The 14,292-nt window shown below is 67.1% G+C and carries 12 protein-coding genes and 1 tRNA gene; 7 read left to right on the top strand and 6 right to left on the bottom strand.

The genetic code is table 11. From position 1 onward, the window contains the following. Window positions 1-118: 118 nt before the first annotated feature. The 5 genes from AC1DK9_RS10370 to AC1DK9_RS10350 all read right to left on the bottom strand — a co-directional run bounded on the left by AC1DK9_RS10370 (window position 119) and on the right by AC1DK9_RS10350 (window position 7,603). Entirely contained in the window at window positions 119-4,654 is a 4,536-nt protein-coding gene (locus AC1DK9_RS10370) for an ExeM/NucH family extracellular endonuclease (protein ID WP_476915867.1), read from the bottom strand. A 362-nt stretch (window positions 4,655-5,016) separates the two neighbouring features. Then, on the bottom strand, window positions 5,017-5,814 hold the full coding sequence (locus tag AC1DK9_RS10365) for a VOC family protein (RefSeq protein ID WP_476915866.1): 798 nt from the start codon (window positions 5,812-5,814) through the stop codon (window positions 5,017-5,019). 188 nt (window positions 5,815-6,002) lie between these two features. Beyond that, window positions 6,003-6,404: a VOC family protein gene (locus tag AC1DK9_RS10360; protein WP_476860999.1), complete on the bottom strand. Its 402-nt coding sequence runs from the start codon at window positions 6,402-6,404 to the stop codon at window positions 6,003-6,005. Between the two features lie 10 nt (window positions 6,405-6,414). Next, window positions 6,415-6,852: a helix-turn-helix transcriptional regulator gene (locus AC1DK9_RS10355; RefSeq protein WP_476915865.1), complete on the bottom strand. Its 438-nt coding sequence runs from the start codon at window positions 6,850-6,852 to the stop codon at window positions 6,415-6,417. A gap of 58 nt (window positions 6,853-6,910) precedes the next feature. Then, window positions 6,911-7,603 (bottom strand): TetR/AcrR family transcriptional regulator C-terminal domain-containing protein, encoded by a 693-nt coding sequence (locus tag AC1DK9_RS10350; protein ID WP_476860997.1) that lies wholly within the window; start codon window positions 7,601-7,603, stop codon window positions 6,911-6,913. A gap of 229 nt (window positions 7,604-7,832) precedes the next feature. On the opposite strand from AC1DK9_RS10350, the gene AC1DK9_RS10345 reads away from it, so the two are divergent. After that, window positions 7,833-8,090, top strand: coding sequence for a hypothetical protein (locus tag AC1DK9_RS10345; RefSeq protein WP_476860996.1), 258 nt, complete (start codon window positions 7,833-7,835; stop codon window positions 8,088-8,090). A 113-nt stretch (window positions 8,091-8,203) separates the two neighbouring features. On the opposite strand, the gene AC1DK9_RS10340 is transcribed toward AC1DK9_RS10345, so the two are convergent. Next, a tRNA-Ser gene (locus AC1DK9_RS10340) sits at window positions 8,204-8,291 on the bottom strand. Between the two features lie 160 nt (window positions 8,292-8,451). Between AC1DK9_RS10340 and AC1DK9_RS10335 the strand changes: the two genes are divergently transcribed. From AC1DK9_RS10335 to AC1DK9_RS10310, 6 genes are all read left to right on the top strand, one after another. Then, window positions 8,452-9,435 (top strand): NAD(P)H-quinone oxidoreductase, encoded by a 984-nt coding sequence (locus AC1DK9_RS10335; RefSeq protein WP_476860995.1) that lies wholly within the window; start codon window positions 8,452-8,454, stop codon window positions 9,433-9,435. A 141-nt stretch (window positions 9,436-9,576) separates the two neighbouring features. Next, on the top strand, window positions 9,577-10,110 hold the full coding sequence (locus AC1DK9_RS10330; RefSeq protein ID WP_476860994.1) for a PadR family transcriptional regulator: 534 nt from the start codon (window positions 9,577-9,579) through the stop codon (window positions 10,108-10,110). Between the two features lie 243 nt (window positions 10,111-10,353). Beyond that, window positions 10,354-12,645: a carbon starvation CstA family protein gene (locus AC1DK9_RS10325; protein ID WP_476861575.1), complete on the top strand. Its 2,292-nt coding sequence runs from the start codon at window positions 10,354-10,356 to the stop codon at window positions 12,643-12,645. Window positions 12,646-12,656: 11 nt separating this feature from the next. Next, complete coding sequence (locus AC1DK9_RS10320; protein WP_476860993.1) at window positions 12,657-12,848, top strand: YbdD/YjiX family protein; 192 nt, start codon at window positions 12,657-12,659, stop codon at window positions 12,846-12,848. A 217-nt stretch (window positions 12,849-13,065) separates the two neighbouring features. Then, entirely contained in the window at window positions 13,066-13,731 is a 666-nt protein-coding gene (locus AC1DK9_RS10315) for a bacterial proteasome activator family protein (protein ID WP_476860992.1), read from the top strand. Window positions 13,732-13,738: 7 nt separating this feature from the next. After that, the gene (locus AC1DK9_RS10310) at window positions 13,739-14,194 is read left to right on the top strand and encodes a hypothetical protein (RefSeq protein ID WP_476915864.1); all 456 of its coding nucleotides are present in this window, start codon (window positions 13,739-13,741) and stop codon (window positions 14,192-14,194) included. The last annotated feature ends 98 nt before the right edge of the window (window positions 14,195-14,292 follow it).

Genomic DNA, 14,292 nt, shown 5'->3' with positions numbered 1-14,292 from the left:
CTTGCGGGACCAAAAAAATGAGCATGTTCCCTTCCGGGGCCAGACGGTGGACACTTGCATGAAATGTCCACCGCTCCGGCCGCGGGAGGGGCATGCTCATTCGTGCCAGGCTAGGCAGTTAGCCCCGCAGGCACTGCCGGTACTTGACCCAGGCGATCGTGTACTTGATCCACCCGGCAAAGTCATACCACTTGGTCGGCGGGAGCGGCGGAGTGCACTTCGGCGGGACCGGGACGCTGGCCGCAACCAACACATCGGCCTTCACCACCGTGCCGGATTCGACCGCGGTGAGCGACAGGGTTCCCGTCCCTGCAGCGGCGCCGGCCGGCACCTTGACGTCCACCGTGGCCGCACCGGCGGTCACAGGGATGCTGCCGAGTGAGGTCACCTTGCCGGCGGCATCGGTGAACTCGGCCCGGAGCGCGGTGTTGGCCGGGCTGCCCAGCGAGGTGAGGTCCAGCTTGGAGACCGCCAGCGTGATGGAATCCCCGCTCTTGACCTCCGCTGCGGTGGTGTTCACCACGGCCACGGAACGGCGCGCGAAGTCCGGCGAGACCGGGTTGTGCGTCTGCAGGTACTTGATCCACGCGTCGCGGTCCACGAGCCCGGAGTCCTTGGTGCCGGTGCCGGACTTGAAGATCCGGAAATTGTCGCCACCGGTGGCCAGGAAGCTGAACGTGCCGATCCGGTACGACTTGGCCGGGTCGATCAGCGCACCATTGACCCGGATCGCGGTGATCCGGTCACCCGCGGCGCGGGCGGCGTCGTAGGTGTAGTTGACGTTCTGGGACAGGCCAAGCTGCTGGTAGGCGCGGCTGGGGACCGTGCCGTCCGGGTTGGTCTGCCACTGCTGCTCCAGCAGTGTCTTGAACTGCGCGCCCGTAAGGGTGGTGGTCCAGAGGTTGTTCACGAACGGCAGGACCGCATTGGCCTCGGCGTAGGTGATGGTGCCGTCCGGAGCGAAGTACAGCTCGTTGCGCAGGCCGCCCGGGTTGACGACGCCGATCTCCGCGGCGCCCAGTTCGGGCGCCTTGAGGGCGTCGACGAGGGAGTCCGCCACGAGGTTGCCCAGGGTGGACTCGCTGCCGCGGTCATCGCGCACGGCGGGGGAGCCGCCGAACGCCGTCGTGATGTCTGCGGTGACCTTGCCGACCGGCTGGTTGCCGATGACGGCCGCGTCGGCGACCGCCTTGTCAACGATGGCCTTGACCGCAGCTACCCGCGGATACGCGGCGACCAGGTCGGCCGCCGGATCCGTGGTGCGCTTGACGTTGGCCGCCTTGTAGCCGGTGACGGACATGGTCTTGGTGTCGACGGTGAGCTGGATCTGTCCGATGAACTCGCCGTAGTTGCCGGTCTGGACGATCGGCCGGGTCTTGCCCGTGGGCTGTCCGGCAGCATCCAGTACGGGTGCGTCCCAGGCGTACTGCTTGTGGGTGTGGCCGTTGAAGATCGCGGCAACATCCGGGGTGACTTTCTGGACCATCTTGGCGAAGGGGCCGCCGGCGGCGACTTCCTGATCCAGGGTGGCGCCTTCGGGAGCTCCGGAACCGGCGCCGTCGTGGTTCTCGACGATGATCAGATCGGCGAGCTTGTCCGCCTTGATCTTGGCGGCGACCCGGTTGATGGCATCGACGGGATCGCCGAATTCGAGGTCCGCGATCCCCGCCGGAGTGACCAGCGAGGGCACTTCCTGCGTGACGGTGCCGATCACAGCGACCTTGATGCCGTTCATGTCCAGCACGGTGTATTCGGGCAGAACCGGCTCGGTGGTGCCCTTCTTGTAGACGTTGGCGCCGAGGTACGGGAACTTGGCGTTGTTGCCGCCGGCGATGACGCGGTCGCGCAGATCGGCCCAGCCGCCGTCGAACTCGTGGTTGCCCACGGCCGAGGTGCGGAGGTCCAGGGCGTTCAGTACGTCGATGGTCGGCTGGTCCTTGGCCACGGCCGAGGCGAACAGCGAGGCGCCGATGTTGTCACCGGCAGAGAGGAAGGCGGTGGCGCCGGGCGCTGCGGCGGCCCGGAGCTTCTCGATGGTTCCGGCGAATTGGACGGTGTTGGAGTCGATGCGGCCGTGGAAATCGTTGATGCCCAGGAAGTTCAGGTCAACGCTGGCCGGGGTCGCGGGCAGGTCCAGTCCCACCACCACCGGATCGTGGTCGCTGGCGCGGAACTGGTTCGGGGCGTAGTAGTCGGTGACGTTGCTGTTGTAACGGCTGTATTCCAGCGCCACGGACTCCACCGAGTTGATGTTCCAGATGTCCGCACCGGTGACGACGGCGTTGGCCGCCGGCGAGGCGAGGATGTGGTCCAGCGAGCCCACGAGGCCGCCGAAGAGGTAGGAGTGCTTCGCGCTGCCGTCGGCGTTCTTGGCCTTTTCGTCCTGGTTGACGTACCCGGCCGCCGTGAGGACGTTGATCGGGTCCTCCTTGGCGTAGGAGTTGAAGTCGCCGATCAGGAAGACCTTGTTGGTGCCCTTGGACTTCTGGAGTTCGTCGGAGAAGGCCAGCAGGGACTTCACCTGGGCGGTGCGGGCGAGGTTGGAATTGCCCTGGCCCTTGTCCGTGTCGTCCGGCGTTGCGGCCGAGCCCTTGGACTTGAAGTGGTTGGCGATCGCGATGAACTTCTTGTCATCGGAGGCGCCGACGGGCTTGAAGACCTGGGCCATCGGCTTGCGGGCGCTGGCGAAGGCAACCGTGTCGTTGTGGATGATCGATTCGCCGACAGGTTCTGCTGCTGCCTTCTTGTAGATGAAGGCGGTGCGGATCATGTCCTCGTCGCTCAGCGGGGGTGCGTTCGCCGGAGTGCGGACGTAGTCCCAGATGCCGGGCGTGGCGACGTTCAGGGCATCAACCAGCTTGGCCAGGGCGTCGTCCCGGTTCTTGCCGAACTGGGCCGAGTTCTCGACCTCCATCAGGGTGACGACGTCGGCGCCGGACTTGGAGATGGCGGCGACAATCTTGTCCTGCTGGCGCTTGAAGTTTTCGGCGTTGGCCGCGCCGCGGACGTCACAGCCGCCGCTGACGGTGATGGGGTTGCCGGCCCGGTCGGTGTAGAACTTGCAGCCGGCGACCTGGTCGCCGGTGGTGGGGAAGTAGTTGAGCACGTTGAACGAGGCAAGCTTGAGGTTGCCGCCCACCGCGGCCGGGGTGTCCGCCCGGGTGGCGCCGAAGCTGGCCGGCTGGACCGTGTCCGCGTTGGCGGGCGTCAGCTGGGTCAGCGGCTGGAACTTCCACGAGCTGTTGGCGTAGCTGAGCACCACATTGGTCTTGAACGTCACCGGCGCGCCCACCCGGACGTGGTCCGCGGTGGTCAGGTACGGCAGGGGGAGCGCCTTGTTCGTGGCGTCCTTGAGGAAGTTGGTGCTGGCGCCGTCGTCGAGCTTGATGCCGCGCGCGGCGTTTGCCGCGACGGTGGCGGTGTATTCGGCAGAGCCGTACGGGGCGACGGCGGTGGGCTGCTCAAGCGGGGTGGTGCCGCCGGCCAGGCCGATTTCGCCGTACTGGTTCAGCGAGTAGTTGTCCGCGACCGTGACCGGTCCCTGCGGTGTCAGCAGCATGGCTTCCAGCGATTCGCGGAAGGCCTCGTCGGCCGGGAGGGCGAAGCCGGTGGCCTTGACCTCGGGGGCGGCCTCGGTCAGCTTCGTGACGCCCGCAGCGCCGGAGACGTTGAGCTGGGTCATGCCGTAGTACTCGGCAACGTCGCCGGTGACCTCGACGTAGTCGCCGATCTGCACCCCGGCGACGGCGGACGGCGCGTAGACGAAGATGGCGTCCGACGCCGTGTGGTTGGCCGGGGTCAGATCGCCGCCGGTGCCGGGAGTCTGGATGTAGAAGCCCGCGAAGCCGCCGGTCGGGAAGGCGGCAGTGACTTTGCCGCGGGTGGTGACCGAGGATCCGGCGAGCGGGCTGGCCGCGCCGGTGCCTTGGATCTCGGCGATGCTCTTGGCAACCGGGGGCGTGACCGGCCCCGGATCGACCGGGGTGGCTTCCCCGTTGGCCGCCTTGGGGGTGATGGCCGCGTTCAGGGTGAAGTCGGCGGCGTTGCTGTTGCTGTCCGTGCCGCCGCTGCGGTTCATGCTCTTGACGTCCGTGTTGCCCGACGGCGCCGTCGCCGCCTGGGTCTCGAACGTGTTGGAGGTGCCGTAGCCGAGCAGGTCGGCGACGTTCGCGGGTTCAATGACGGAACCGGTGCCCAGCGTGGTCAGGGCGGCGGGCTGCTTGGCCAGGATGATCGTTCCGCCGGCGCCCGCCGGGTTGAAGCCGGTGGCGGTGGCGTCCGCGGCGGGCAGGTCCAGCCCGACGGTCCCGTTGCTGCCGCCCTTGAGCAGGTAGAACCCCTTTGCCGGGACTGTCCCGGACAGGGGCACCGTGGTGCTGGGGGAGGCGGCTCCGGTGGCGGAGCGGTACTGGATGGACCAGCCGTCCAGCGCCACCGGGGCGTCCGAGGTGTTGTACAGCTCGACGAACTTGTTCTTGTACGCCGCTCCGGCGCTACCGCCGCTGAGGTAGGCCTCGTTAATAATGACTGGCGACGTTCCGGCCGCTGCCGGTGAGGCCTCCAGGGCGGCGGCGGGCGAGGCCGTCAGCGGGGCTGCGATGAGCCCGGCTGACAGTGCTGTGCCCAGCGCTGTTTTCCAAGGTGTGAATTTCATCCGCTCTAACTCTCATTAGGGTGCCCGGGTAAGGGCTGGGTGCGATGTCCGGGTTGATGGCCCGCGGACCGGCCGGTCTGCTCCTGGTCAAGCAGATTCCGGCACAGCAAAACAGGAGTGAATGAACGCAAGGTAGATTTCATGCGCATTCGGCGCGACGGCCCCCAGCGGAACGCCTCGCAGCCGTGGCGGAAGCCCAACAAGGTGGCCCCAGCGACGGTGTTGGTATGACTCTTTTGACGGCCCGGGGCTTAACCCCAGGCCTGGGCAGTCAAAAGAATACCGGCCAGTAGCCGCTTGGGATTCGGATGGCCGGTATTTCTTATCGCAGTTTTTCCAAAGGATTTATGAAGCCCGCGGGCTTAGGCGTTGGCGGTGTCCTTCCCGGAAGTCTCTGCAACGATCTTGAACATCGCGCCGGTCGGGTCGCTCAGCGTGGCGATTCGGCCGAACGGGGTGTCTTCGGGTGCCTGGACGACGGTGGCTCCAAGTGACGCGGCTTGGGCAGCGGTGGCGTCGGTGTCCTGGACGGCGAAGTAGACCTGCCAGTTGGCGGGCACGCCTGCGGGGAGGTATCTGGAGGCGTCCATGATCCCGGCTTTTGCCGTTTCCGCGGCACCCAGCGTGGTGTACCGGAAATCCGGGGTGTCGCTCATGACATCCGTGTCCCAACCGAATACGTCCTGGTAGAACTTCACGGCCGCGGCGTAGTCTTTAGTGTGAAGTTCGTGCCAGGCGGGGGCGCCCGGTTCGGCCACGAGTTGGAAGCCCTTCATCTCGCGCGGCTCCCAGACGCCGATCGAGGCGCCGCCCACGTCTGCGAACATCGCCATCTTGCCCTGCTCCGGCACTTCCATCGGTTCCATGTAGACCTGGCCGCCGTGTGCCTTCACGGCCTCCGCGGTCGCGGCGGCGTCGTCGGCGCGCAGATAGGTGCTCCACACATCCGGGAACCCGGCCTGCTCGGCTGTCTTCTGCATCATCCCCGCTACGGACTTACCGTTCCTCGAGGCGGTGATGTAGCCGCCGTAGGTCTCCTGGTCTCCGGCTTCGAAGGCCCAGCCGAAGAGTTCGCCGTAAAATTTCTTCGCCTTGTCCGTATCCGTGGTCATGAGGTCGATCCAGCACGGTGCGCCGGGAGTGATGTCAGGGCTCGGCATTGGTATCTCCTGCTCTGCGCGGCTCCGGTTGTTTCCCGGTGGCCGCGGCTTGCTGATGGGTGGGCCAGAGTCAAACATGGAGAGACTATTCCGCGGGTCCGACAGTTTCAATGGCTTGCGGGGAACCCGGCGCCGGCACCGATCCTCGGGCCGGGGTGCCCTGGCGCCTGCTTCGCCCGACGGTCGGCTCAGGCCTGGTTGAAGCGGACCATGTTGCCGGACGGGTCGCGGAAGGCGCAGTCCCGCGGCCCCCAGGGCTGGATGATGGGCTCTTGGAGAACTTCGGCGCCGGCGGCGCGGACGGCCTCGAAGGTTGCATCCAGGTCGTCCGTGCGGAAGACGATCACGGGCAGGACTCCCTTGGTGAGCAGCTGCTGGAGTGCGTCGCCGTCGTCCTGGGAGCGGCCGGCGTGCGGCGGCGAAAGCACGATTTCCAGGTCGGGCTGGGCGGCGCTGCCGAGGGTGACCCAGCGGTGGCCGTCCGAGCCGACGTCGTTGCGCACCTCCAGGCCGAGAACGTCGCGGTAGAAGGCGAGCGACTCGTCGAGGTCGTTGACGGTGATTTGTGCGTACTGGAGTGAAATGTTCATGAATCACACGCTACGACGGCGGGCGTTGGGGCGCTTCTTCAATCCTGCTCGGCTTCCTGGGCGGGCGGGTGTGCTGCCGGGCGACGCAGGATGGCATGGCCTTCACCGCGTGGTGCTCCCGGGCCCGGTAGGCGCTGGGGGTCATCCCGACGATCTCCCTGAACCGGGAACTGAAAGACCCCAGCGAGGTACAGCCGACTTCCATGCAGGCGTCGGTGACACCCGCGCCGGCCCGCAACAGCGCCATGGCACGCTCGATCCGGCGGGTCATCAGGTAGTTGTACGGTGTCTCGCCGTAGGCCGCCTTGAACTGGCGGGAAAAATGCGCGGGGGACATGAGGGCGCCGGCGGCCATCGTGGGCACGTCGAGCGGCCGGGCGTAATCGCGGTCAATCAGGTCCCGTGCCCGGCGCAGGTGGACCAGATTGGCCAGCTGCTGCGGTGTCATGCGGCCATCTTAGCGCTGGTCAGGATCCGTGCGGGGTGCCTCTGCCGGCCGGCCCCGATCAGGCCGTAGGCGACAGCCGGGTGGCGAGGCCTGACAACAGGATGGTGATGCCTTCGTCCAGTTCGGCCATTCCGTCGTAATCCGCGAGGACCGGTGCGAGCGCCCGGAGGCGGGGAAATTCCTTCGGGGGCAGCCGGTGCAGACCCAAGCGGAGCAGGACCTCGTTTTCCTCCGGGTCCACGATGAACTCCTGGAGCTCGTTGAGGATGTGGCCGTACAGGTAGCCGTAGTAGGCCCGGTAGACGTGCAGGGCGTCGGTCGGGGCGAAGCCGGCGTCGATCAGCAGCGCGAGAATTTGTTCGAGCGGCCGCAAGGTGCCCAGCGGGCGGAGGCCCAGGGGAGTGGACAAGGGGCGCGTGACGAGCAGCGGCACGACGTTCGGATGCTTGAGCGCGAGCTCGCGCAGGCAGTGCGCAATGCGCCGGAGCTGGGCCTGCCAGTCCGGGTCTTCCGGGACGATTTCCAGTTCGTCGAGGACCAGCTCCGAGACGCCGTCAAGGAGGGCCGCGCGGTTTTCGGCGTAGCGGTACAGGCTCATCGGGTCCCGGCCGAGTTCCTGCCCGAGCCGGCGCATGGTGAGCGCGTCGAGTCCTTCGGCATCCACCAGCGCCAGGGCTGCGGATAGCACGAGCTCACGGCTAAGGCGGGGTTTGGGAGTCGCGGAGGGGGACGGCTTTGCTGCGGGGGGCATGGGTTCTGATCCTGTCGGGCGGGCCCGGTGCCACAACGGAGCCGTCCCTGGGTAATTGGTAAACAAGCTTGCTTACATCGAAGTCTACGCCTACTGTCTACAGTGTAGATAAGTCCTGAATTTGCCGCACTGCGGCATCCGGACCGGCTTGGCGCCCGTGCATGGCGTTCAAGTGTCTGCCGCTGTAGCCCTCGGCGGCACAATATGCATCCAGCGGAAACGAGCCACCATGGCAGATTCGCAGTACGACCAGTTCCTCCAAGAAGCCACCACCCCCGACGCCGCACGCGGCTCCGTCCTCGGACGGGACTGCCTTTACGGCGTTTACACGAGTTGGTGCTTCCTGTCCCGGGCAGTGCCCCGGCCCGAAGACGCCTTTTGGGCGGCCATGAAAGAGAAGAAGATCCGTCCCGGCTACACGCCGCTGCGCATGAAGGGTCCCGCGGCCGCGGACTATATTCTGTCCAGCTATCCCGGGTTGATCTGAGCCGCTTCCGCTTGAGCGTTCCGCCGAACGGAAGCGAAGACAGGTGAGGCCGGTTGGAGCGATCTTTCGATCGCGCCAACCGGCCTCAATGTCGCGCAGATTCTGCGCACCCGCGGAAGGTAAGAGATTCGAACTCTTGGTACGGGGTTACCGCACACTGGTTTTCAAGACCAGCTCCATCGGCCGCTCGGACAACCTTCCTTGAAGAGTAGTGTTTCATAGCCTTTAGGCAGCCACAAAAAGCAGGCGGCGCTCGCAGACGACGCCGGTGCGGCCACTTACTCTGGAGAAGGGCGTTGCCCGCGCCGCGCGCCGGGGGTGCCCTGCCCGCACGAAATCAGTAAGGAATCGGGAGTTCTCCATGAAGGCTGTCTACATCTCAGAGCCCGGCGGTCCGGAGGTCCTGGAGCTCCGCGAGGTCCCGGCGCCTGTTCCCGGCCCGGGCGAGGTGCTGATCGACGTCGTCGCCGCCGGACTCAACCGGGCGGACGTCCAACAGCGGATGGGGTACTACCCGCCCCCGCCGGGCGCCTCCGAAATTCCCGGACTCGAGGTTTCCGGGCGGATCGCCGGCTTCGGCCCCGGTGTCACCAAGCCCTTCTCCGTCGGGGACAAAGTCGTGGCCCTGCTGGCCGGCGGGGGCTATGCGGAGCAGGTGGCCGTTCCGGCCGGCCAGGTCCTGCGCATCCCCGACGGCGTGGACCTCGTCACCGCCGCTTCGCTGCCGGAAGTCGCTGCCACGGTGTATTCCAACCTGGTGATGACGGCCCAGCTGCAGGCCGGGGAAACGGTGCTTATCCACGGGGCCACCGGCGGCATCGGCACCATGGCCATCCAGCTGGCCAAGGCCCTGGGCGCCCACGTCGCCACCACCGCGGGCACGGCCGAAAAGGTCGGCACCGCGAAAGCCTTCCTCGGCGCCGATATTGCCATCAACTACGCCGAGGAGCGCTTCCCGGAGAGCCTGCGCGCCCAGAACGGCGGGAAGGGTGCGGATGTCATCCTCGACGTCGTCGGCGCCAAGTACCTGGAACAGAACGTCGACGCCCTGGCCGACTATGGCCGGCTCGTTGTGATCGGGCTGCAGGGCGGCACCAAAGGCGAACTGGACCTCGGCCAGCTGCTCCGTAAGCGGGCGGCCATCATCGCCACCTCGCTCCGTCCCCGCCCCGTGGAGGAAAAGACCGTCATCATGAACGCCGTCCGCGACGCCGTGTGGCCGCTGCTCGCCGACGGCCGGGTTCGGCCGCTCGTGGCGAAGACCTTCCCCATCGACCAGGTCCAGGCAGCCCACCGCTACTTCGACTCCGGCGAACACGTGGGCAAGGTCCTGCTCGTCATGTAACCCCATGTGACGGACGACATGCACGAATCGGCATATGCATGGCGCTTGTCCGGGGTAAACGACGATAGTGTGATTCCATACGCGGTATACACGCGTCTTGGGGCGCGTGTATGCCGTCGTCCTGCTACCGTCGGGAGCACCATGTCTATCCGCCACAGCCTTCTTGCGCTGCTGCAGGACCGGCCGCGCTACGGGTACCAGCTCAGGACTGAATTCGAGGATCGCACCGGATCGTCCTGGCCCCTCAACATCGGGCAGGTCTACACCACCCTCGACCGCCTCGAACGCGACGGCCTCGTGCAAAAGGACGGCGCCGACGGCGACGGCCACATTGTCTACAGCATTACGACGGCCGGCCTCGCGGAGGTGCAGGGCTGGTTCCACGCTCCCGTGGGCCGCGCCAATCCGCCGCGCAACGAACTGGCTATCAAACTTGCCCTCGCCCTGACGCTGCCTGCCGTCGATGTCGGCGCACTCATCCAGGCCCAGCGCGCCGTCTCCATCCGGGCGCTTCAGGAGTACACCAAGTCCCGCCGCGAGGCCGTGGTGCACCCGAGGCCCGCGGACACGGCCAGGCTGCTGGTCCTTGACTCGCTGATCTTTCAGACCGAGGCAGAGGTCCGCTGGCTGGACCTCTGCGAGGCCCGCCTTCTGCAACTGACCGGCCCGGCCTGACCGCATCCCCGGCCTGACCGGCCCGGCCTGACCGCATCCACGGCCTGACCGCCCGGGCCCGCCAGCCCGCCGGCACCCCCGGTGTGACGCCGTTCACCGCGGACTCTGCACCGCTTGCCGAGCCGCAGGGCCCTGCGGCCCCGGGGTCATGTCCAAGCTGATGCTGCATTGATAGGGTGCCTTGGGGCAGATCTGACTGCTGATCTGTCAGATGGGGTTTCTCAAGGAGGAGACATGGGCACAATGCCAGATGGCGGGCCAAACACCGCACGAGTCGACGATGGCATCACGCCGGTGCCGGGCCTTCCGGCCACGGCCGTCGATGATTCCGTCCGCGAAGCGGAAGAGCGCAAGTGGACACCGGCGAAAATCGCGCTCTGGGTGGCGATCGCACTGCTGGGCGGCGTCGCCTGGTTCATGCTCGCGATCGTCCGGGGCGAGACGGTCAACGCGATCTGGTTCGTGTTCGCCTCGGTCTGTACGTACCTGATCGGCTACCGCTTCTATTCCAAGGTCATTGAGCGGTACATCACCAAGCCGAACGACCGCCGCGCCACCCCGGCCGAGTACAAGGCTGACGGCAAGGACTATGTCCGCACCGACCGCAACGTGCTGTTCGGCCACCACTTCGCCGCCATCGCCGGCGCCGGCCCGCTCGTCGGCCCGGTTATCGCAGCCCAGATGGGCTACCTGCCCGGCACCATCTGGATCATCATCGGCGTCGTCCTTGCCGGCGCCGTCCAGGACTACCTGGTCCTCTTCTTCTCCATGCGCCGCGGAGGCCGCTCGCTCGGCCAGATGGCCCGTGAGGAACTCGGCGTGATCGGCGGCACCGCCGCCCTCGTCGCAACGCTGCTGATCATGGTGATCATCGTCGCCATCCTGGCACTCGTCGTCGTCAACGCCCTCGGCGAAAGCCCCTGGGGCGTCTTCTCCGTTGGCATGACCATCCCGATCGCCTTGTTCATGGGCGTGTACCTGCGCTACCTGCGCCCCGGCAAGGTCATGGAAGTCTCGCTCATCGGCTTCGTGCTGCTGATGGCCGCCATCATCGGCGGCGGCGCCGTGGCCGGCACCGAATGGGGTGCCGCGTTCTTCCACCTGGATAAGGTCACCATCGCCTGGGGCCTGATCATTTACGGCTTCATCGCCGCGATCCTGCCCGTGTGGCTGCTCCTCGCCCCGCGCGACTACCTCTCCACCTTCATGAAGATCGGCGTAATCGTGATGCTGGCCCTGGCCATCATCGTGGTTCGGCCCGAAATCACGGTCCCGGCCTTCAGCGAGTTCGCCTCCCGTGACAACGGCCCCGTCTTCTCCGGCGCCGTGTTCCCGTTCCTGTTCGTGACCATCGCGTGCGGCGCGCTCTCCGGCTTCCACGCCCTGATCTCCTCGGGCACGACGCCGAAGTTGATCGAAAAGGAACGCCAGACCCGCCTGATCGGCTACGGCGGCATGCTGATGGAATCCTTTGTCGCCATCATGGCGCTGGTAGCTGCGATCTCGATTGACCGAGGCATCTACTTCGCCATGAATGCCCCCACCGCGTTGACCGGCGGCACGGTTGAGACGGCCGCGCAGTGGGTCAACAGCCTGGGCTTGGCCGGAGTTAACATCACGCCCGATGTCCTCGCCCAGACCGCCAAGGACGTAGGCGAACAGAGCATCATCTCCCGTTCCGGCGGCGCGCCCACGCTCGCTGTGGGCCTGGCGCACATCATGCAGCAGTTCATTGGCGGTACCGCCATGATGGCCTTCTGGTACCACTTCGCGATCATGTTCGAGGCGCTCTTCATCCTGACCGCGGTCGACGCCGGTACCCGCGTCGCGCGCTTCATGCTGCAGGACTCGATCGGTAACTTCGTTCCGAAGTTCAAGGATCACTCCTGGCGGCCGGGAGCCTGGCTCGCCACCGCGGTGATGGTTGCCGCGTGGGGCCTGGTGCTGCTGATGGGCGTCACCGACCCGCTGGGCGGCATCAACACGCTGTTCCCGCTCTTCGGTATCGCCAACCAGTTGCTGGCTGCCATTGCACTGTCCGTGGTTCTCGCGATCGTAGCCAAGCGCGGCACCTTCAAGTACCTGTGGATCGTGGCCCTGCCGCTCGCGTTCGCGGCCGTCGTCACGATCACCGCGAGCTTCTACAAGATCTTCTCGCCGGTCCCGGCCGTCGGGTACTTCGCCAACAACGCGGCGTTCGCCAAGGCCCTGGCCGACGGTAAGACCTCCTTCGGCACGGCCAAGACCCAGGCTGCCATGGAAGCCGTGGTCCGCAACACGATGATCCAGGGCTGGCTCTCGGTCATCTTCGTGGTGCTGAGCATCATCGTCATCATCACGGCGTTGATCGCCACTGCCAAGGCGTTCCGCAATGCCTCCGCCGGCACCGCCAACGTCGAATACGAGGATCCGGCCCAGCCGTCCCGCGTCTTCGCGCCGGCCGGGCTGTTCCCGACCGCGGCCGAACGGGAGCTGGACGCGGAGTGGAAGAAGCTGCCGGCCGACCAGCGGCTCGAACACTCCGCACGGCACTGACGGTTGCTGCCATGAACGCACTCCTAGCGGGATTCCGGGGATTTGCCGAGTACTTCAGCGGTGTCCTTGGAGCCGATGCCTACAAGAAGTACCTGGAGCACCATCAGGCCTCGGGCCACGATGGTCCGCCGATGTGTGAGCGGGACTTCTGGCGGGACCACACCGACCGCCAGGACAGCAATCCGCAAGGCCGCTGCTGCTGACATGGCTGCCGCGGTGCAGGGGGCGCCGTTGGGAACACCAGTTCCCGACGGCGCCCCTGCCATTTGCGCGTACGACGGCGGACCCGCCGCCGGGGCTTTCTGGCGAGCCCGCCGCGGGGGCCTCACTGGCGGAGCCCGCCGCGGGAGAGCGGGCCCCCGGTGCCACCTGGGCGACATCCACCCTCTGCGTCCCGCTGCAGCGTGAGAGTATGAAGCCATGAGCGATCCGAACGACACTCAGCCCGGCGGGGACGCACCGCTGGAGGGCATCGCCACCTCCGCGACGCCCGACGCCCCCGGCTCCGACACGGCCACTACGGAATCGGCGCCGCGCCCCTCCGATTCCCGCGGCCCGGCCGAGCGCGGCCGGGCCAGCCACCTGCAGGACCTGGTGGACGAGCCCGCCAAGGTCATGCGGATCGGCACCATGCTGAAGCAACTGCTGGACGAGGTGAAGTCCGCCCCGCTGGACGACGCGGCGCGGATCCGCCTGGCGGAGATCCACGAGCGCTCGATCAAGGAACTGGAGGACGGCCTCGCGCCCGAGCTCGTGCAGGAGCTCGAGCGGATCCACCTGCCGTTCCCCGAGGACGGCACCCCCTCCGATGCGGAACTGCGCATCGCGCAGGCCCAGCTGGTCGGCTGGCTCGAGGGGCTCTTTCACGGCATCCAGACCGCGATCGCGGCCCAGCATGCCGCCCGGGAGCACGCGGCCGCGCAGCTTCAGCTCCGCCAGCTGCCGCCCGGAACCATGATTGCCCCCGGCGTCGTCATCGGTGAAAACGGCGAACCCCAGCGGGCCGCCGAGCGGCAGCCCGGCGAAGACCCCACCCAGCCCGCCCGTCCCGCCGACCCGGACCACGGTCCCGGCCAGTACCTCTAGGGCCGCTTTGGGATTCTTTAGCGCGGCGCGGCAAGGACGCAAGGACGACGCCGAACTCGGCAAGGGCTTATGGCGGCGCGCCCACGACCGTTTCGTCCGGGGCCTGGACCGGTATCACCAAGTCCTCGAAGGGGTCGAGGATGAGGCCCTCTACGCGGAACTGGTCGAGATCGCCAACGAGCTGTCCGCCTTGGCCGTGCGGGTGCGGCAGATCTGCATGGAGGCGCAGCGCCGCTCTCCCAGCGACGGCCTGGACATCCCCGGAGCCCTGAGCGGGGTGCATCGGGCCCTGTCCACGGCGGGCAACGCGCTGGCCATGACAGCGGAAGCAGCGGCGATGCTGCGCCTCGCCGTCGGGCCGGTCCCGGTCGGCGCGGCGTCGGTGCGCCGCCGCGCCGAGACCGTCGCGGAACACATCGACGACGCCGAACGGCGGCTCGCGGAGGCAACAGCAGGGGACTGATGCTGCGCCCGCCGGAGGAGTAGGCCGGGCGATTGACGGGGCTGCCGGATATTCCGGGTTAAGCGCCTAGCTTAGCGGTGGAAAAACGCTGGCCTGGG

This window comes from Arthrobacter sp. 01T414 (genome assembly GCF_056398965.1).
The sequence above is the reverse complement of the archived record's forward strand: the minus strand, read 5'-3'. Positions and strand labels throughout refer to the sequence as shown.